General features: G+C 56.6%; 16 protein-coding genes. 5 read left to right on the plus strand and 11 right to left on the minus strand.

Features of this window, described 5'->3' with window-relative positions; all coding sequences use genetic code 11:
• Window positions 1-46: 46 nt before the first annotated feature.
• Entirely contained in the window at window positions 47-1,258 is a 1,212-nt protein-coding gene (locus RB620_RS15355) for a Ger(x)C family spore germination protein (protein ID WP_308095683.1), read from the minus strand.
• 17 nt (window positions 1,259-1,275) lie between these two features.
• On the minus strand, window positions 1,276-2,826 hold the full coding sequence (locus RB620_RS15360) for a spore germination protein (protein ID WP_308095685.1): 1,551 nt from the start codon (window positions 2,824-2,826) through the stop codon (window positions 1,276-1,278).
• A gap of 130 nt (window positions 2,827-2,956) precedes the next feature.
• Between RB620_RS15360 and RB620_RS15365 the strand changes: the two genes are divergently transcribed.
• On the plus strand, window positions 2,957-4,033 hold the full coding sequence (locus tag RB620_RS15365; RefSeq protein ID WP_308095687.1) for a glycosyltransferase: 1,077 nt from the start codon (window positions 2,957-2,959) through the stop codon (window positions 4,031-4,033).
• Between the two features lie 75 nt (window positions 4,034-4,108).
• On the opposite strand, the gene RB620_RS15370 is transcribed toward RB620_RS15365, so the two are convergent.
• Window positions 4,109-5,722, minus strand: coding sequence for an alkaline phosphatase family protein (locus RB620_RS15370; protein ID WP_308095689.1), 1,614 nt, complete (start codon window positions 5,720-5,722; stop codon window positions 4,109-4,111).
• A gap of 4 nt (window positions 5,723-5,726) precedes the next feature.
• A complete protein-coding gene (locus RB620_RS15375; protein ID WP_308095691.1) occupies window positions 5,727-6,479 on the minus strand; it encodes an endonuclease/exonuclease/phosphatase family protein in 753 nt (250 codons plus the stop codon).
• 273 nt (window positions 6,480-6,752) lie between these two features.
• Between RB620_RS15375 and RB620_RS15380 the strand changes: the two genes are divergently transcribed.
• Both RB620_RS15380 and RB620_RS15385 read left to right on the plus strand, forming a co-directional pair.
• The gene (locus RB620_RS15380) at window positions 6,753-8,018 is read left to right on the plus strand and encodes a DNA polymerase IV (RefSeq protein ID WP_308095693.1); all 1,266 of its coding nucleotides are present in this window, start codon (window positions 6,753-6,755) and stop codon (window positions 8,016-8,018) included.
• A complete protein-coding gene (locus RB620_RS15385; protein WP_308095695.1) occupies window positions 8,015-8,344 on the plus strand; it encodes a YolD-like family protein in 330 nt (109 codons plus the stop codon). The genes RB620_RS15380 and RB620_RS15385 overlap by 4 nt, the downstream gene beginning before the upstream one ends.
• Before the next feature lie 158 nt (window positions 8,345-8,502).
• Here RB620_RS15385 and RB620_RS15390 read toward each other — a convergent pair whose 3' ends face one another.
• Window positions 8,503-9,804: a DUF2515 domain-containing protein gene (locus tag RB620_RS15390; protein WP_308095697.1), complete on the minus strand. Its 1,302-nt coding sequence runs from the start codon at window positions 9,802-9,804 to the stop codon at window positions 8,503-8,505.
• Between the two features lie 230 nt (window positions 9,805-10,034).
• Between RB620_RS15390 and RB620_RS15395 the strand changes: the two genes are divergently transcribed.
• A complete protein-coding gene (locus RB620_RS15395) occupies window positions 10,035-10,736 on the plus strand; it encodes an SOS response-associated peptidase (protein WP_308095699.1) in 702 nt (233 codons plus the stop codon).
• Between the two features lie 49 nt (window positions 10,737-10,785).
• On the opposite strand, the gene RB620_RS15400 is transcribed toward RB620_RS15395, so the two are convergent.
• From RB620_RS15400 to RB620_RS15425, 6 genes are all read right to left on the minus strand, one after another.
• Window positions 10,786-12,201: a stalk domain-containing protein gene (locus RB620_RS15400; RefSeq protein ID WP_308095701.1), complete on the minus strand. Its 1,416-nt coding sequence runs from the start codon at window positions 12,199-12,201 to the stop codon at window positions 10,786-10,788.
• Window positions 12,202-12,716: 515 nt separating this feature from the next.
• Window positions 12,717-13,004, minus strand: coding sequence for a stage VI sporulation protein F (locus RB620_RS15405; RefSeq protein ID WP_308095703.1), 288 nt, complete (start codon window positions 13,002-13,004; stop codon window positions 12,717-12,719).
• A 71-nt stretch (window positions 13,005-13,075) separates the two neighbouring features.
• On the minus strand, window positions 13,076-15,130 hold the full coding sequence (recG, locus tag RB620_RS15410) for an ATP-dependent DNA helicase RecG (RefSeq protein ID WP_308095705.1): 2,055 nt from the start codon (window positions 15,128-15,130) through the stop codon (window positions 13,076-13,078).
• 7 nt (window positions 15,131-15,137) lie between these two features.
• Window positions 15,138-15,992 carry a DegV family protein gene (locus RB620_RS15415; RefSeq protein WP_308095707.1) on the minus strand — a complete coding sequence of 285 codons (855 nt, stop codon included), beginning with the start codon at window positions 15,990-15,992 and terminating at the stop codon, window positions 15,138-15,140.
• 31 nt (window positions 15,993-16,023) lie between these two features.
• A complete protein-coding gene (locus RB620_RS15420; RefSeq protein ID WP_308095875.1) occupies window positions 16,024-17,757 on the minus strand; it encodes a DAK2 domain-containing protein in 1,734 nt (577 codons plus the stop codon).
• 57 nt (window positions 17,758-17,814) lie between these two features.
• Window positions 17,815-18,174, minus strand: coding sequence for an Asp23/Gls24 family envelope stress response protein (locus RB620_RS15425; protein ID WP_308095709.1), 360 nt, complete (start codon window positions 18,172-18,174; stop codon window positions 17,815-17,817).
• Window positions 18,175-18,398: 224 nt separating this feature from the next.
• Here RB620_RS15425 and rpmB point away from each other — a divergent pair, with 224 nt between their 5' ends.
• The gene (rpmB, locus tag RB620_RS15430; RefSeq protein WP_068683988.1) at window positions 18,399-18,587 is read left to right on the plus strand and encodes a 50S ribosomal protein L28; all 189 of its coding nucleotides are present in this window, start codon (window positions 18,399-18,401) and stop codon (window positions 18,585-18,587) included.
• Window positions 18,588-18,648: the final 61 nt, after the last annotated feature.

An 18,648-nucleotide genomic window follows, 5' to 3' on the forward strand; every position in this document is an offset into this window, starting at 1 on the left:
GCGTCGCCTCCTTCCTCTCGATTGCGATCGCGTTATCCGCGGAGGATTATTTTGCCGCGTCCTCCTGCAGCTGCTTGAAGTTATTGCCGCTGGAACCCGTGTCGGACAGGCTGAAGTTCACCTTCACGTTCAATTCCGACTCGGAGAAATGTTCCCGCCAGTTCACTTGCTCCTTCTTCCACATCTTCGGATGGTTTTTGTGGATCAAATTGCCGAAGCCGGCGACATCCGCCTTATGTTTGATCATCGCTTTCCAGCCCTCGACGGCGATCGCATGGATTTCTTCTCCGATTCTAAGCTCGATTCGCTTCACTTCGTCCGGCTTGCTTAAATCGCCTTTGCAATTGTATTCCATAAGGCGTCCCTCCGCGTCGATGACGACGTCGAAGCGCCACTTGCCGTCCGCGTAGACCGGCTTCCGATCCGTCGCCGTCCGGATGACCCGCACGGAGGAGTCTTTTTTTCCTTCCTTCCGATCGGAGCACGCGAACCCGATCGTCGTTCTGTCGATATAATCGCCGATCCAATTAATGCCGCCGCTCTCCTCGTCGCTTACCCAGCCTACCAGCTTGTCTTCTACGATCAGTCCCAGATTGCTTAGCCGGACTTTCGTCGGCGTGCTCGTCTGGCCGAGCGTTCTCACGTTGTCCGCGCTGCCGCCCGTTCCCGCCATCGTCAAGCCGGGAATGCCCGTCGTCTTCGTGCTGCTGAGCAGATCCATCAGCACGTTGTTGATCGTCATTTGCCGGAACGACGCGTTGTTTTTGTCTTCGTTCTCGATCATGCGGTGGATCGCCGCCCCGGGAATTTGCTCCAGCGGCGTCAACTGCTCCAGCATTCGCCGCGCGTTGCCCTTGGACAGAAAGACGCTGACCGTCTCCCTGGAATCGTGGTTGCGGAGATACACTTCCAGCAGCTGGCCCAGCCCCTTGCGCGCGGCCTCCTGCCCGATAATGACGATCTGGTTATGCGAGAAGTACAGGCGCCTGGACGTTTCCTGGCTTGCTTTGCTGATGGCCGACCGGTAGCTGTCCGCTTCCGAGGAGAAAACGTTGACCGCGGCAGCGCCGCTGCCCCCCCCCTGGCTCGAGATCGCTCTCGGGATGACGGTTTGGTAGGAAATCACCCACTTGCCGTCGCGCAAGTCCACGCCGGTCGCGGTTATGATCGCGATTTCGTTGAGCTCCACCCGGTTCCAGCAGCCGGCGAGCAGCAGCCCAGATGCGATGAATAACAGCAGCGTCTTCGCCGTCCTCATCGACTTCCCCCCTGTCGTCATGTCTTCTTTCGCTGCCTTTGATCAAGCGGCCTTCGTTTGCCGCTTTTCCGCTTCGGATTGTGAAGCCCGAGCTCCTGCGGCCGAAGCACGATGGCCCACCACGGGACGCGCAGGAACACGTCGCGCCACTTCCCGCTGCTGCTGGCGCCCGGAGCGAACGGAGACATATAGGGAACGCCGAAGGAGCGCAGCGAAACCAAGTGAACCAGAATAAACAACATGGCGATAAAAATGCCGAAAAATCCGAGAAAACCGGCCATGAGCATGAAACCGAACCGTATGATCCTGGAGGTGGCCGCCATGCTGAATTCGGGTATGACGAAGTTGGAGATAGCCGTGAACGATACGACGATGACCATGCCCGCCGAGACGATGCCCGCCTGCACGGCCGACTGCCCCAGCACGAGCGCGCCGACAATGGAGATCGCCGGCCCGATCGCTCTTGGCATGCGAAGGCCGGCTTCCCGGAGCACCTCGAAGGTCATCTCCATGAGCAGCGCTTCGACAAGGCCGGGGAGCGGAACGCCTTCGCGCTGCGCGGCCAGACTGATGAGCAGCGTCGTGGGCAGCATCTCCTGGTGGAACGTGGTGACCGCGATGTACAAGGCCGGCAGCACCATGGACACGACATAGGCGGCGTACCGGATCATCCGTACGAACGAAGCGATGTCGAAGCGCTGGTAGTAGTCCTCCGGCGATTGAAAGAAGCTGAAGAAGGTGATCGGCGCAGTCAAGGCGATCGGCGTCCCGTCGACCATGATCGCGATCCGTCCTTCCAGCAAGGCCGCCGCGATGGAATCGGGACGCTCCGTATTCATGAGCGTCGGGAACAGCGTGAACGTCTCGTCCTGAATGAACTCCTCGATATATCCGCTGTCGAGCACCCCGTCGACCTCGATGTCCGCCAATCTCCGGTAGACTTCCTTGACCGTCGCTTCGTCCGCGATGCCGTTCATGAAGACCACCGCCACGTCGGTATGCGTCTGCGTGCCGATCTTGTGCGTCTGCACGCGCAGGTCGGGCGAGCGGATAATCCGGCGGATCAAGCTGATGTTCGTGGACAGCTCCTCTACGAATCCCCGCTGCGGGCCGCGGATGACAGTCTGCGTCTGCGCGATGTCCACGCCCCTCGTTTCGCCGCCGCCCGCTTCCGCCGCCAGCGCCGTATCGCTGCCGTCGGAGAGGATGAGGCACATCCCGTCGGCGAGCAGCTGCAGCGCTTCCTCCATCGCGCGGATTTCTTTGACCGAGCCGACCGACACGACGCTTGCCCGGAGCGCCCTTAGCAGCCAGCTTCCTTCCTTGCCGGCCCGCTCGTCCGGCAGCTTCATGGACATGAGCGGCGCCAGCACGCTTTCGTTGATGATCCCTTCGTCGACGATTCCTTTGAGATAGAACAGAGCCAGCTCCCGCTCCGGCGCGGCGTCGCTTCGGAACGATCGGATGACGAAATCGCTGCTCCCGCCGAAGCGCTCGTTAATGGCGCGTACGTTCGCTTGCAGCGACGGGCTGAGCGGCGCCGTCGCCTGCGAGTTGGACTCTTTCATGGCACACCTTCTATTTTTTCCATATTGCCGTTATTTTGGCACTTTCTTGCTCCGATTATGTATGGCACCTTCCCTATCGCCCGCTAATACAATGGTACGATGAACCGTCAGGAAGAAAGGATGTTGAGGGATGCTCGGCATTAGCTTGTGCATGATTGTCAGGGACGAGGAAGAGAGCCTCGGCCGCTGCCTGTCCTCCGTGCGCGAAGTCGTCGACGAAATCGTCATCGTGGACACCGGCTCCAAAGACCGGACCAAGGAAATCGCAGCTTCGTTCGGGGCGGTCGTTTACGACTTCGAATGGATCGATCATTTCGCCGCCGCGCGCAACTACGCCTTCGACCGCTCGACGAAGGCGTTCATTCTATGGCTCGACGCCGACGACGTCATCGAGCCGGACGACCGGGCGCGGTTGAAAGCGCTGAAGGAGGAGAACGGAGACGATTTCCCTTACGACAGCGTCTCCATGAACTACCACTTGACCTTCGACCAGAAGGGGAATCCGATATTCAGCTTGCGCAGGAACCGGCTGGTCAGGCGCAGCCGCGGCTTCCGCTGGATCGGTCCCGTCCACGAATATTTGGCCGTTTCCGGCCGCACCTATCATAGCGACATCGCCGTCACCCACCGCAAGGAACGGCTCCACACCGACCGCAATTTGCGCATCTACCTGAAGCGCTTGGAGTCCGGCGAGACGTTCTCGCCGCGCGATCAATATTATTTTGCCAATGAGCTCCGCGACAACAAGAGGTTCGAGGAGGCCGTGGACTGGTACGGACGGTTCCTGGACTCGGGGCGCGGCTGGGTCGAGGACGAGATCGGTGCCTGCATGAAGCAAGCGGATTGTTACGGCAAGCTGAAGAACACCGCAAGCCAGCTTGCCTCCTTGTTCCGATCCTTCAGCTACGATGCGCCTCGTCCGGAAATTTGCTGCGAGCTCGGCAGCGTCTTCACCTTGCAGAAACGGTTCGAGCAAGCGATCCATTGGTTCAAGCAAGCCATTGCGGCGGAGCGTCCGGCCGACTACATGGGCTCAACGGACCATGCCTCCTCCACCTGGCTGCCCCATCTGCAGCTGACGGTTTGCTACGACCGCATCGGGAACCGCGCCAAGGCGCTCGAGCATCACAGGCAGGCGATGGACTGCAACCCGGGCCATCCGAGCATCCAGTACAACGAGAACTTCTTCAACAAGGCGAAAAAATAGTGCCTCGCGATGCGCCTGCGGCGCGAGCGAAAACAAAGAAGCTTCCTGCCGCGCATGAATCCGGACAGGGAGCTTTCATTCGTTCGCCAATTGCAAAATCCAGTCTTTGATATCGACGATTCGCAGCGTTTTGGGCCGCGTATTCGTTCCGGTAATAATTAACGGGACAATGGAATCTTTTTCATGCAGCGAACCGTGCGACCCTCCTCCGATGTGCGTAGGGGAGCTTTCGGCGACGAGCTCGTATCCGGGCTCGGCCGTGACGATAACGTATCTCCCTTCATGGGAAAACATAGCCCCGTACAACCTTGCCAAAACGTCGGGATACTTGCCATAGTTGATCCGGTTCTTTTTTACCGTAATATCCGCGAATTCCGGCTCGCCCGTAATGGTCCACGATTGTCCATACTCGTCGGTGATGGTTCCGCCGGGCCGATAAGAAAACGTGCTCCCGGTTTTCCCCGCCGCGACCCGAACGTTTTTGCCGTCTTTCATGGCGATGATGTCGAGCTTGTCCTCTTTTTGCAGAAGCTTCACGACATCCGATAACTGCACGTTAGCATCGATCGCATAGATATAAGCCATCCGTTCATTCGTGGCAATCACGATTTGGTCTTCCGCTCTTACGCGTCGATTTAATTTGGCTATGCGGTAACGGTTCAAGAGCGGCCTGATCTCGACGGTGGCTTTCTGCCGATCGTCGTAAACGGCGCTTTGCGCGCTGTCGCCTACGACGATCCATATCGCGTTTTTTACGGCCTGCTCCCACGAACCGTATGCATTAAGCGCCACTTGCAGCGCTTCATCCGCCTTTTCGACTCCATCCAACTGACTGGGGCCCTTTTTGTGCGCTGAACTATCATTCTCCGGAAAATAGGCGATCGTTACGCTTGGAAGTTTATTTTGGCGAATTAGAAACGCGGCGTCTTGGGCGGAAAACTTGTTGTTCAACCCGTATTTTTTCCACACTAGCGTATTCCATCTATTCTTCGGATCCAGCTGCGCGAGAGCCGCATAGGAAAACCATTTGGGTCCCGTTATGTTCATGGTTTTCGGCACCCGGCTGCCGGACGCGATGAATCCGGGCACGTCTAAGACATGTTCCGTTTTTCCCCTGAAAATAATGCCATTGATCGACGCGGATTCTTTTCCTTTGTCGGCCAGCTCTTCATGAATCGTTTTTGTTTCTTTGTTCAAATGAACTTGGTTCAACTGATGGACGGCATCCACAAATACTTGCAGCTGATCGATCTTGAGCGCTTCTTTGACGCCGTTTCCGTAAAAAATCATGCGCTTCTCCTTGCCGCAGTACCATACAAGCCCAGGCACATGGTGCCGGTCCGCATACGTCCCCGTTAATAATGTGCTGTCGATGGTTACGGACATGGTGGGGAACGAACTCACGACCTGCGGGAAGTATTGCCCGTTTTGCAGGAGATATTTCAGCGCGGGCGCACGGCCTTCTTGGATCGCATCTTGCAAAGGCTTGTCCATTAAAGAATCGATCAAGATCATGATGACGGGTTTGGCTTTTTGATTTGCCGCGCCATGGGACTTGACGTTTTGCTGAGTGATCCGCCCTTTGGAGTCCGCCCCGCAGCCGATGATCGGCAAACTTAAACTTAGCACGAGTAAAACGGCGGCTTTATAATTTATTTTCACAGGTCTGCTCCCCACTTTAAAACACATTTTTTTAAAGCCTCCAGCGAAGCTCTGCAATGACCGGTTCATGATCCGATGCGTCGGATGGAGCTACCTTGGCGAAGGCCTGTTCTGTCGGCATGTTTACAAAGATATGATCGATCTCTCCGCCTTTATCCAGGGTAGGCAGCTTGTTCTGTAACGCAATTTTTTGCCATCGGGAGTTCAATTGTTTCATGAGAGGATCATCCATCTCCATATTAAAGTCCCCGGCTAAGATCGCCGGCTGTTCCAGCTTAACTAAAGCATCCCAAAGAATAGGAAATTGTTTGATCCGTTCCTTCGCATGAACCCCTAGATGGGTATTTATAACGGTAACCGTATTACTTTCATTGAATTGCAGTCTTGCGATTAAGATGCTCCTTCGTTCTTTAGACCCGCCAATATACTGAATTTCTTTTGAAATGATCGGATAGCGGCTCAGAATGGCGTTTCCATATTGGATGATAAGGAGGTTCACGCTAGGCGAAAAGCAGGCATACATTCCGAGCAGATTAGCCAGCCTCTTCAACTGATCCTGAAAGCCGCTGCGGGGCAAAAAACGGTCCATCCCTTGCAAGGCGACAATATCCGGATGCGCTTTTGCAATCTCTTCCGCTATGCGGTGCAAACTTTTTTTTCCATCCATGCCTTTTCCGTGGTGCATGCCGTAGGTCATCACTCTCATAAATATGCTGGCATCCATCGCATTCACCGCTTTCCGATTTATGTAACGGCCGGCCTTCGCTGAATCGTTTACCGACATAAACATAGCACTCATGAAGATAAGGTTTGATAAGTTTTGTGACAAAGTCGTTACGTCTAGTCTCCCTCTATACGGCTTTCATATTCCGGAATTTCGGAGTAAATCCAGTTCGCCGTGCGGCGCTTTTTGGCGCTTCCCTCTTTATTCGCGGCGAAAGCCGCCTATCGGCATTGTCAATAATACCCACCAAAAAAAGATGGTATACGATCGTACGTTCTGTATATAATAAGCATATCATAAGAACATATATTCGCATTAGGAGGGGGTGGCAACATGGCGCATGAACGAACCATCATGCTGGCCGACTGCCAATCGTTCTACGCCTCCGTGGAGAAGGTGGAACGCCCGGAATACAAGAATTTGCCGCTCGCCGTGGCGGGCGACCCCGAACGCCGCTCAGGCATTATCCTGGCCGCTTGTCCCATCGCCAAGGAACGCGGCGTCACGACGGCGGAACGGCTCGGCGATTCGCTCGCCAAATGTCCGGAGCTCGTCATCATCAAGCCGCGCATGAAGCTCTACATCGACGTTTCGCTCATGATTACGCGCATCTACGAAGCTTATACCGATCTGGTGGAACCCTACTCCATCGATGAACAGTTTCTGGACGTGACCGGCTCGCTGCATTTGTACGGCTCTCCGGAAGAGCTGGCCTCGCTGATCCAGAAACGCATACAGGCGGAGACGGGCATTTATACGCGGTTCGGCATCGGACCGACCAAGATCCTCGCCAAGACGGCGTGCGACAATTACGCCAAGAAAAACGATTCCGGCATGTTTACCTTAACGCCCGACAAGCTGGAGGACACGCTGTGGAAGCTGCCGGTCGCCAAAATGTTCATGGTCGGCAGCCGCATGACGCGTCATTTTAACGCCATGGGTCTCGAGACGATCGGGCAGATCGCGGCGACGCCGCTGGATAAGCTGAAGACGCTCATGCGGCGCAAGTTCGGCCGCAACTCCGACATTAACGCCGAGCTGTATTGGCGCATCGCGAACGGCATCGACGACAGTCCCGTGAGGCCGGGCACGCACAGCGTCGCCCCGCAATCCGTCGGGCATATGATGACGCTGCCGCGCGATTACGGTACGCTGGAAGAAATCGGGACCGTACTGCTGGAGCTGACGGAGCTTGTTTGCCAGCGCTGCCGCGGCAAGGGCTACATGGGCCATGTCGTATCGGTGGGCTGCATGGGCGCGGATTACGACCGGCCGAGCGGCTTCAACCGCCAGATGAAGATGGACGACCCGACCAACGTGACCAACCAGGTATACCGCCAAGCGCTGCGTCTGGTGCGGCAGCATTGGGACGGCCTGCCGGTGCGCAAGGTGGGCGTCAGCCTGTCGCAGCTGTCGCCGGACGGCGATTACCAGATGTCGTTGTTCGACCAGGGACGGGAGAAGTGGATGGCGCTGGAGCGGGCGACGGACGCCATCAAGGAGAAATACGGGGACGCAAGCATCCTGCGGGCGGTATCGGCGACGCCGGCCGGCCAGGCGATGGATCGTTCCAAGAAGATAGGAGGCCACTACAAATGAGGAAGAAGCTTGAAGGCAACGGCTTGTGGGAATCGAGCCGCATGATGCTGCCGGAGCATAAGTCCGCGATCAACGGCTTGGCGGATGCCGCGAGGCGCCGCGAACGGATCCAGCTCGACGAGCAGGAGTGGGAGCATGTGTCCCGCGCCGTCTCGGAATCGCTGCTGCGCAGGCGGCAGGTCGCCATCCGGCTGTACCATCCTGCGGAGCTGCTCACCGTCATCGGCATCGTAGATCGCGTCGACGAGCTGAAGCGGCGGTTCATGGTGGACGGCGAATGGTTCCCCATCGGCGACATCGAAGGGGCGACGCTGGAAGCGGAGTGACGGTTTGGCGACCGTCGGTCGAACGGAAACGGCGGCCCATGGCGGCTGCCGTTTTCTGATGCGCGGCATCCGGCGCGGTCGTTGTCCTTGCCCCCGCTCCTACCGCGGCGCGCGGACAAATACAGGATTCGACTAGCCGTAAGCTCCCTCCGCGTTCTCTACGCCAACGGACTCATACCCCGCTGCGCCGCGAGCACGGCCAGCTCCAGCTTGTTCAGCAGGAGCCCGTATTCGTTTGTCATTTCGAAGTTTTGCGGGAACGGCAAGCGGCGGAAATACGCGCCTACCTGCGCCGGCCCCTCGAACCAGTCTCCGGGCTCGGGCGGCTCCACCTCATGATCGCCCCACGCGGCATGCAGCGGCGGGCTGTAGAGCGGAGCCGCTCCCGGCTTCAGCTTGCCGCCGAGCAGCTTCTCCGCGTAGATGCGCTCGGGTGGCTGGTGGCGGATTGGCTGGAACAGGCCCGGGGCATAATCCGCTCTAGAGCCGGTATGCTTCACGGCAGCGGCGAAATGCCGAACCCCGTCCAAGACGCGCGGAATGCCGAAGAGCATCGCATATAGCCGCTTGCCGAATTCGATACGCTCGCCCAGCTGCTGGAATTGCTCCAGAATAAGTCCGGCAAGCTGCAGGTCCTCTCCTTGATCCTCCATCTCGCACCGGTAAGGGAAAAATACCGCGTTCATCTGCAGCAAGGACTGCAAGCCGAAGAACATCGTATGGAGCACCCGCTCCTCGTAATACGGGTTGCGCGCAACCCGCCGGTCGATATAATGCTGCTCGTTCACGATCAGAGCGGTCGACAGCATAACGGAATCCCCGTCCTTCCAGAACTGCCGCCACACAGGCTCCATGAACGCCGACACGCCGAACGCCGGAAGCAGGTGGAAGAAGCTGCGTCCTAAGCGGCGGCTCCATTCGTACAATAGCATCTGCGGATAAGCATCGCCGAAGATCAGCGAGTTTCCCCGCTCCAAGAACATGAACACATCCTTGCGCTGGCGATCGTTCAGCAGCCGGGTAAGCCATTCCCCCTGCAGATCCGTCATATTCCATCCGCCGTTGCGCGACACCATATGCGCGATCAGCGCCCAGTGCAGCTCAGGTGAGCGGAAATACAGGTTTCGATACGCTTCCGTGCGCGTCACGTTATTGCGGTTGAGCGCCTTTGTTTCCGACTGAATCCGTCCGATCAACGCCAGCTCATCCGGCGACCAAGACGGGAGATGGACTGACCCGCTTTGCAGCGGAGGAAGCTTCCCCCACGCCTCCATCAGCTTGGCTGCCGAGGATGGAGACAAAACAAGCGGCTCCGCGGTATCGAGCATGGACTGCGACTCCTTCATCGCATGCCATTTCCCGACCGCATAGGCGAAAGCCGCGCCGGACAAGGCGAGCAGGTGGCCAAGCCAGCTTCGAATTCCCCCGCTTCCGCGATCCTTTTGTTTCCCCGTGCGCACGCTCCCCTCTCCCCTCAACCCTTTTTCGATGGACTTTAGCCAATCAACTATCCTCGGCAGGCGAACATCCTTCTATTACCAGTATCCGCGTAGCATTCGATCCTCATACGGCTACCGGGCGTCCCTCGGCAAGAACGCAATCCCATAGAACCCAATCCCATCGCCTTCTCTGCAAAGGGAGGGAGAGGTATAATGGGGATAAAAGAATGAAACCGGCAGGAGGCAATCCCATGTGCGGAAGGTATACGATTACGATATCGCTCGAAGAGCTTATGGTAAGATACATGATCGATGAGACGATGGTGCCTTACCACCGGCCGAAATACAACGTGGCGCCCAGCCAGCTCGTCTTTGCCGTCATCCACGACGGCCAGCGTAACCGGCTGGGGGAGTTAAAATGGGGATTGGTGCCGCCTTGGGCGGATGATCCGAAGATCGGCTTCATGATGATTAACGCGAGAGCGGAGACGGCCGCGTCCAAACCCGCGTTCCGCGAGCCGCTTCGGAGGAAGCGCTGCATCATTCCGGCGGACGGCTTCTACGAATGGAAGAAGGACGCCGGCGGCAAGAACAAGCAGCCGATGCGCATCGTGAAGCGGGACCGCTCCGTATTCAGCATGGCCGGCTTATACGAAATCTGGCAGTCTCCCGCCGGCGAGAAGATTAGCAGCTGTACCATCCTGACCACGGAGCCGAACGAAGTCGTCGCGCCGATCCATGACCGGATGCCGGTTATCCTTCGGCCGGAAGACGAAGCGTTATGGCTGAATCGCGGCATGCAGGATCCGGACAAGCTAGCCGCTTTATTCGTCCCGTACCCGGATCGGGAGATCGAGGCCTATCCCGTAGGCGCTGCGGTCGGCAACGTGCGCAACGACGAACCTTCGCTCATCCTCCCCCGCCAATCCGACGGACAGATGGAGTTGTGGTGAGGCCGCCGATGCCAGCGTTATTCATGGATTTGTCGTGTTAGGCTCGCTGCTAATCTCCGACCATAAAGAATGTATAATGCGTGACAACATCATCTTTCATAAAAATTCTGAAAAACGGAATGATGTCTTCCGAAATTAAGGTGATCTCTTTCTGTCCGTTTTCGAATACGCTAACGTATCCCGTTCCGCCAATCGGACTTTCTTTCGAATCGAATTGCCCGAAGAACAGGCCCAATTCGTTGCTTTTCCAAACATCATCTTGAGTGAAGAGCGCAAGCACCTCGTCAAAAGAATCTCCGACGCGAATCCCTCTTGGTCCCGGCACATCGCCATACACTTCAATGACTGAAGGAGTCGTTATCGCTGAAAATCTGTCCATAAAAATGTAACGGATATCCTCATCTCGATAAGTCGTCTCGGCTCCCGGCTCATTGACGACCTTCTCGAACGAACCCAGCTTCTCGAACCGCTCTTTGGTCCAATCCGCTCGCAAAAATTGAAAATCATACATCTCTTGCTTGGTTAATACCTCTGAACGTTTCATGATTTTATTTACGGTCAGCTTAACGCCCGATGCATTGGAGAAATCGCCTTTCCCGACCGTTTCGATCGTATAAATGTGAAGCTCGCCAGGTTCATCGAAGGCAATCCCGGTCCCAGTTCCTTCCGACTTTAAGTCTGCCGTCCCTAGGAGCCGACCGTCGTCGCCGTAAAACGCAATCGTAGCATCAACTTGAAAATAACCCTGCTGAAGGAAGGAGAATTGGACACGGATTTTAGTGAAGTCTCCGCTTGGCAGCATATCCGGTTGCCCTATGGCAAGCATGCCGGTCGGATCTACGATAGCCAGATTGGGTGGCATAAAGGAGTAAATGGGTTCCGGGCGGACCTCTTCCAGCGTGACAAAAGCATACTCCGATAAATCGACGGATGTCTCCGCCGCCACATCCATAAGCTGATCCCCTTCAGCCGTACACGAGGCGTTAACCGGTACTCGTGCGAGAAAAGCGCCTTCTTCATCATAAAAAGCCAGGTCGGCCGACACCGTTATGTAATTCCCGGGTTCGATATTCGTTTTGCTTGTATAGAGTGACGACCAATACGCTTGCCCCGCATACAGCTGGGCCGTCACCTTCGTAACCTTTCCTTGTTTTTCGGTCTTCACGTGCCCCGCCCTTAATTCGCTGGCAATGCTGCGCAAATGAAATTCATTATCCAGCCGAATCGTCCGCTCATCTTCGTCGTAGACGACGACCGCATCCAAGCTTTCCGCAACGAATCGAATGGGCACATAGGCGCGGGAGTTGTAATTCAACGTTTCAAAGCCTTCCGGAAGCTCTACGGAATTGCCGTTCACCTCGTACTTTACGGGAAACAACGTTGCTCTGATGGCATCGCCTGCATAGACGGCAGTCACCGTAGTCAGCCCAATCCCGCACAGAAAGGCAATGATATACTTTCGCATCGCTCTGCCTCCTTTCAAATGGATATAAATGTAACGTCCATTTAAAAGTAAAGGTTGCGGATATCCGTAATTTCCTGCATCAGTAACATAATAGTCTAATGCTTTATTTCCCCAAGATAACCGCATCAAAGCTCCGTCCCGACTAACGATCAAACCGCGCCGACCGCCTTCAACCTCTAACGGACCGTAGCGCCGTTATTTGGAGTAAAATCGAGCATTTTAAAACCTAACGGACTCTAGCGACGTTATTCGCCTGTTATGAGGCTCGAAACCTAAAAAATCATGGAATAACGGCGGCTGGGTCCGTTAGAATTCAAAATGGTCTCATTTGGGTCAAATAGAGTCGCAGGAGTCCGTTAGCGGCAGCCATAGGATCGTTGTTTCGCCTAACCGTCTGGCGCCTGACGGCTCCACCCTATCCATGCATGAGGTTAGAAATAGACGAGCGCCTTGCGGCCTATTCTTCCTGCTGTACGCGATTTGTCCGACAATAAAAAAAATCGCCGACCTTGCGGTCAGCGAAACATCCCCCACAGCTTCAACAAATGGAAGGTGTTGTTCGGATCGATCTTCTGCGCCAGCACGAACGCGACGATCTGCTCCTCTTGCGCTTCGGTAAGCTTCTCCTGCAAGATGACGGCAGCCGACTTCACCAGCTTGCGTACCTTCGACCGGTCCTGCAGATCGTATTTGGTCAAATGGCCGAGCAGCTGCCGTATCTTGTCCTTCACGACGGGGTTTTTCAGTTTGAGCTTTACGCGTTCAACCAATTGCGGCCGAATGCCGTAATTCTGATAACTCACAGCGTCAGACACCTCCATCCGGCAATCCAGTCTAATCGCTTAACTATATGCCGAATGAAGCGAATAGTTGCCTAGTCCAGCTGCTCCCCTTGAAATAATCCTTCCTTGCGCAGAATCGTCCATAAGCGGGCATAGGATTCGTTCGTCCAGAAGTCGCCCCGCTCCGTCAGCTCTCCGGCATCCTCGCGCGCTTGTTCGAGCGTCTCGTAGTCGCTCACCATGTCGGCGATCCGGAATTCCGGCAGGCCGCTCTGTTTCGTCCCGAAGAAATCGCCGGGCCCGCGAAGCTCCAGATCGCGCCGCGCCACCTCGAAGCCGTCGTTCGTCTCCGTCATGACCTTCATCCGCTCGCGTCCCGTCTCGGACTTCGGATCCGCGATCAGGATGCAATGGGACTGATGCTCGCCGCGCCCGACCCGGCCGCGAAGCTGATGGAGCTGGGACAAGCCGAACCGTTCCGCGTCCATAATGACGATGAGCGTCACGTTCGGAACGTCGACGCCCACTTCGACGACGGTAGTGGCGACCAGCACCTGGCTATCGTTCGCGGCGAACCGGGCCATCACTTCGTCCTTCTCCGCGGCGGGCAGCCTGCCGTGCAGAAGCCCGACCTGCATATCGGGACATGCCTGCTGGATTTGCATATACGTATCGATGGCATTCTGGACATCCAGCTTCTCGGACTCCTCGATCAGCGGACAGATGACGTACGCTTGGCGTCCCTCGGACACTTCCTTCCGAATAAAACCGAGCACCCGGTCGAACGAGTCGTGTTTCACCCAATACGTCTTGATCGGCTTCCTGCCCTTCGGCATTTCCTTGATCGTGGAGACGTCCATATCCCCGAACGCGGTAATGGCGAGCGTTCGCGGGATCGGCGTCGCCGTCATCGTCAGCACGTCGGGATTGATTCCCTTGCGCCTAAGAATGCTTCGTTGGTTTACGCCGAATCGATGCTGCTCATCCGTCACCACTAGCGAGAGGCTGCGAAAAAATACATCGTCCTGGATGAGCGCATGCGTGCCGACGACGACGTCGATGAGCCCCATCTGCAGCCCCGCGAGCAAGTCTCTTCGCTTCCGCTCGGTTAAGCTGCCCGTGAGCAGGCCAACTTGTAGCCCCGTTCCTTCATACAGACGCGCTAGCGACTTCGCATGCTGCTCCGCCAATATTTCGGTCGGCACCATAAGCGCCCCTTGATGCCCCACCCGAACGGCGCCGTATAACGCGATGGCGGCCACGACGGTTTTACCGGAGCCGACGTCGCCCAGCAGCAGCCGGTTCATCGCATACCCTCGGCGCATATCCGTCAAAATTTCGTTGACGACCTTCTTCTGCGCATCCGTCAGCGCAAAAGGTAGCGTAGCCGCGAAATCGCGGATCGTCTCGCTGCCGATCGGCTGCGCAACGCCGTCGCCGCGGCCGCGATTCAAGGCGCGATAGGCTTGAAGCTTGAGCTGGAAGAGGAACAGCTCCTCGTAGACCATCCGCTTTCGCGCCTCTTGGCATTGCATGGCATCGCCCGGCAGATGAATGCGCTCCACCGCTTCGGAGCGCGGCATCAGCCGATAGCGCTCCACCAGCTCGTATGGCAGCACTTCCTCGATCAGCGGTCCGTATTGCGCGAGTGCCGTGCCGATCTGCTTGCGAATCCACGACTGCGTAATGTTGCCGCCTACATGATAGACGGGCTGCAGCGAATCGGACTTGGACGACTTCGCCGCATCGGGAAATTCCGAGTCCGATACCGTGAGCTGCAGGCGGGACTGCTCCCACTTGCCCGTCAGCATCACTTCCCGTCCAATCCGGAGCTGGTCCTGCAAATACGTGCGGTTAAACCAGACGGCCGTAATGAGCAATCCGCCCGCTTCGATCTTGCAAGTAAGTCTGGATTTGGAGCGTCCGTACCGTTGCAGCAATGCCGCGCCCCGTACGATGCCCATGATCGTAGCCTTCTCTCCGCTCTTCACGGAAGACAGCTCGCGCACGCGGTAATCCTCGTAGCGGAACGGGAAGTAATTCAGCAGATCGGAGACGGTGTGTATGCCAAAGGCGTGAAGCTCCCCCTCCTTGAGGGCGCTCACGCCTTTGAGCTGTCTTACGGATATTTCGTCAAGCTTTAACATGTTTGGCTCACACCCTATGAATAAGTACGGCCGACGTGCCCGGACCCGCATGGGTGCCGATGACGGGACCTATCGCAGCGTATCCGACACGCTGGACGTTCAGATCGGCCTTCACCCGCTCGCCAAGCTCTTGGGCCGCCGCTTCGTCGTCGGTCTTGAAGATCGTCAGCGAGACGGGATCCGAGCCGTAGCTCTCCTTCAACATCTCGGAAATTCTCGCCATCGCCTTCTTCGTGCCTCGCACCTTGTCGACCGCGTGAACGCCGCCGTCCACGTCGAGCGACAAGATCGGCTTGATGTTCAGGATGGATCCGATGAGCGCAGAAGCGCGCCCGATGCGGCCTCCCTTGTGCAGATGCTCGAGGCTGTCCACCAGAAAATAAATGGTGATGTCATTTCGCAGACGCTGAATCTCGGCCAAAATCTCTTCCTTGCCGCGACCAGCAAGCGCCATCTCTGCTGCACGAACGACAAGCGTTCCGATGCCATAGGAAGCGGATCTGGAATCCACGACCGTGATGTCCGCTTCCTGCTCGAGCATGGACTGCGCGATCGTCGCCGATTGATACGTCCCGCTCAGGCACGCGGCCAAGTGGATCGAAATGATCGGCGCTTCCGGATCCTCCCCGAGCAGCCGCTCGTACATCTCGGAAAATTCGAGCGGTGAAGGCTGCGACGTCGTCGGGAGCGTAGGGACCCCTTTCAGCTTTTCGTAAAATTGCTCGGCCGTGATCGTCACGGCGTCCACATAGGTCTCTTCTCCGAACAGCACCTTCAGCGGCACCATGGATATTCCGAGCTTCTCCCGAAGCTCCGCCGGAATATCGGCCGTGCTGTCGGTTACGATCCGTACATTGCCCATGACAACCCCTCCATATGATCCAAAATAATTGCTATTCTACCGCGAACAAGTAAGGGTAGAGAGGTTGCCCGCCGCGCTGGACCTCAATCTCCAAATCCGGATACTGCTCTTCCGCCCACTCGCAGATGGATGCGGTCAGCTCGGAATCCGCTTCCTCGCCGGAGATGACGGTCAGCAAGTCCCCGCCGCCCTCCAGCATGCTGCCGAGCAGTTGCTGGCATGCGGCAAGCAGATCGGCGTGGGAGACGACGATCGCCTTCTCTTTGATGCCGATATAATCGCCTTCGCGAATGTCGACGCCGTCGATCGACGTATCGCGGACCGACTTCGTCACCTGACCGGAGACGACCGCTTCGGCCGCACCCTTCATCCAATCCCGGTTGCGCTCGGGCGATTCGTCTTCCTTGAACGCCAGCACGGCCGCGAGCCCTTGCGGAATCGTCCTCGTCGGGATAACGGTGACGTTGCTTTCGGACAGCTCCGCCGCTTGCTCCGCCGCCAGAATGATGTTGCCGTTGTTCGGCAGCAGGAAGATGTGGTCGGCCGCCAGCGCGTCGATCGCCTTCAGGAAGTCCTCCGTGCTTGGATTCATCGTTTGTCCGCCGGACAACACGGTATCGACGTCGCTGGACAAGAACATCTCCGCGATGCCGTCGCCCATGGCAACGGCAATGACGCCGTAAGGCGCGCGTTCGAACATCTGCACCGGCGCGACGCCGCTAACCGCTTGTCCGGAAAGCAGCTCGGCCGAGGACAGATCCGCGGCGCTGACGGACATCGCATCGTGCTCGACGATGTCGCGATGCTGCTCGCGCATGTTCAAAATATGAATATCGGTAAGCTCGCCATAAGGGAGCGAAAGGTTGAATACGTCGCCCGGACGGCGCGAATGCACGTGCACTTTGATCACGTCGTCGTCGACGATGACGAGAATGGAATCCCCGTCCTTCTCGAGCGCCTTTTTGTAAGCGGATTCATCAAAAAACATCGCTGATTTGCCGGAACGGGAACGGTTGATAAAAAATTCCATGTCGTACAGGAATTCGATATCCTCGGTCGCCAAACGCGCTTGCGCCGAGATTGGCTCCGCTCTGCGTTCGTCCCGCCTAGGCGCCGGCATGAGTACTTCCTCGGGCATAGCCGCTTCGGTCGCAACAAACAGCGTATCCTGGTATTGTCCGGACTCCAGCTCGGCCAAATAACGCACGAAACCTTCGTAGATGAACACGAGGCCTTGACCGCCGGAATCGACGACGCCTACCTGCTTCAGAACCGGCAATTGGTCGGGCGTGCGCTGAAGCGCTTCATGCGCCTTGCGGTGCAGCTCCCCGATCAGGTCGAACACGTCCGCATTGCGTCTTGCGTATTGAACGGCGTGTTTGGCCGCTTCCCTGGCCACCGTCAGAATCGTGCCTTCGACGGGTTTGACCACGGCTTTGTACGCCAGGTCGACGCCATGTTGGATGGCAGCCGCAAGATCGGACGCGGTTGCTTCCTGGAGTGATGCAAGCGATTTCGCGAAGCCGCGGAAGAGCTGCGACAGAATGACGCCGGAATTGCCGCGCGCGCCCATCAGCAGACCTTTCGACAGCGCTTCGGCGGCTTTGCCGATATGTTCGGACGGTTTCGCCCGGAGTTCCCTTACCCCCGAGCTCATCGTTAAATTCATGTTCGTGCCGGTATCGCCGTCAGGCACCGGAAAGACGTTTAGCGCGTTGACGCGTTCCGCGTTTTGTTGCAATAGCTCCGCACCGAGCAATGCCATGCCGGCAAAATCCGATCCGTTAATAGAGCGCTTACCCAATGAAAATTCCCCTTCCCGCTACCTGGATACCCTTACGTCTTGTACAAATATATGGACTTCATCCACCTGCAAGCCGATGACGTTATTCAGGACATAAGTAACCTTGGACTGAATGTTGTGCGCCACCTCGGAAATTTTGGTTCCGTAGCTTACGATAATATGGAGGTCGATATGCAGCCTTTCGTTCTCGCGCCGCACTTCCACGCCGCGGGACATGTTATCCCGGCCGAGCAGCTCCGCGATCCCATCCTTTAATCCTTTGCGCGAAGCCATTCCGACAAGTCCATAACAATCCATAGCCGCCGAGCCGGCTAGAACGGCAATGCAATGATCGGTAACATGAATGGAGCCAAGTTCAGTGCTTAACTGCAGTGACATGGAAATTCACTCCTTACTGTATCTATTATGGACTATGTACCATTGTACTATAAACAAACGTGATATTGAAGTCCGTACAAGAAATTAGCCCATGGACATGCAGAATTGGCTTGAACCAATTGGAAGTTTGTGATACGATATTCAAGTGTGTTTATTGCAACTCATCATAGCGTGAGCTCTCGAAGTCGGTTTTGCCCCCGGCAAAACGTTAAGGAGGTGTAGTCATGTCCCGCAAATGTTATCTAACTGGCAAGTCGCCGCGTCAAGGCAACAACGTTTCCCACGCGAACAACAAAACACGTCGTTCTTGGGGCGTTAACGTGCAGAAGGTTCGCATCCTTGTCGACGGCAAACCGAAGCGTGTTTATGTCAGCGCACGCGCGCTGAAATCCGGTAAAGTCACTCGCGTATAATCATGGCTGATGCCATAGACAAAAGCACCTGAGCGCTCAGGTGCTTTTATTTTTGTTCTTC

It is taken from the genome of Paenibacillus sp. LHD-117 (assembly GCF_030929555.1).
Classification (GTDB): domain Bacteria; phylum Bacillota; class Bacilli; order Paenibacillales; family Paenibacillaceae; genus Pristimantibacillus.

What these genes read in the sequence shown, in the direction of transcription:
- RB620_RS15375 (WP_308095691.1), bottom strand. Translation starts at nt 6,479, where the DNA reads ATGTCGGTAAACGATTCAGCGAAGGCCGGCCGTTACATAAATCGGAAA.
- RB620_RS15425 (WP_308095709.1), bottom strand. Translation starts at nt 18,174, where the DNA reads ATGTCACTGCAGTTAAGCACTGAACTTGGCTCCATTCATGTTACCGAT.
- RB620_RS15365 (WP_308095687.1), top strand. Translation starts at nt 2,957, where the DNA reads ATGCTCGGCATTAGCTTGTGCATGATTGTCAGGGACGAGGAAGAGAGC.
- RB620_RS15355 (WP_308095683.1), bottom strand. Translation starts at nt 1,258, where the DNA reads ATGAGGACGGCGAAGACGCTGCTGTTATTCATCGCATCTGGGCTGCTG.
- RB620_RS15360 (WP_308095685.1), bottom strand. Translation starts at nt 2,826, where the DNA reads ATGAAAGAGTCCAACTCGCAGGCGACGGCGCCGCTCAGCCCGTCGCTG.
- RB620_RS15370 (WP_308095689.1), bottom strand. Translation starts at nt 5,722, where the DNA reads ATGTGTTTTAAAGTGGGGAGCAGACCTGTGAAAATAAATTATAAAGCC.
- RB620_RS15385 (WP_308095695.1), top strand. Translation starts at nt 8,015, where the DNA reads ATGAGGAAGAAGCTTGAAGGCAACGGCTTGTGGGAATCGAGCCGCATG.
- RB620_RS15415 (WP_308095707.1), bottom strand. Translation starts at nt 15,992, where the DNA reads ATGGGCAATGTACGGATCGTAACCGACAGCACGGCCGATATTCCGGCG.
- RB620_RS15395 (WP_308095699.1), top strand. Translation starts at nt 10,035, where the DNA reads ATGTGCGGAAGGTATACGATTACGATATCGCTCGAAGAGCTTATGGTA.
- rpmB (WP_068683988.1), top strand. Translation starts at nt 18,399, where the DNA reads ATGTCCCGCAAATGTTATCTAACTGGCAAGTCGCCGCGTCAAGGCAAC.
- RB620_RS15420 (WP_308095875.1), bottom strand. Translation starts at nt 17,757, where the DNA reads ATGGCATTGCTCGGTGCGGAGCTATTGCAACAAAACGCGGAACGCGTC.
- RB620_RS15380 (WP_308095693.1), top strand. Translation starts at nt 6,753, where the DNA reads ATGGCGCATGAACGAACCATCATGCTGGCCGACTGCCAATCGTTCTAC.
- recG (WP_308095705.1), bottom strand. Translation starts at nt 15,130, where the DNA reads ATGTTAAAGCTTGACGAAATATCCGTAAGACAGCTCAAAGGCGTGAGC.
- RB620_RS15400 (WP_308095701.1), bottom strand. Translation starts at nt 12,201, where the DNA reads ATGCGAAAGTATATCATTGCCTTTCTGTGCGGGATTGGGCTGACTACG.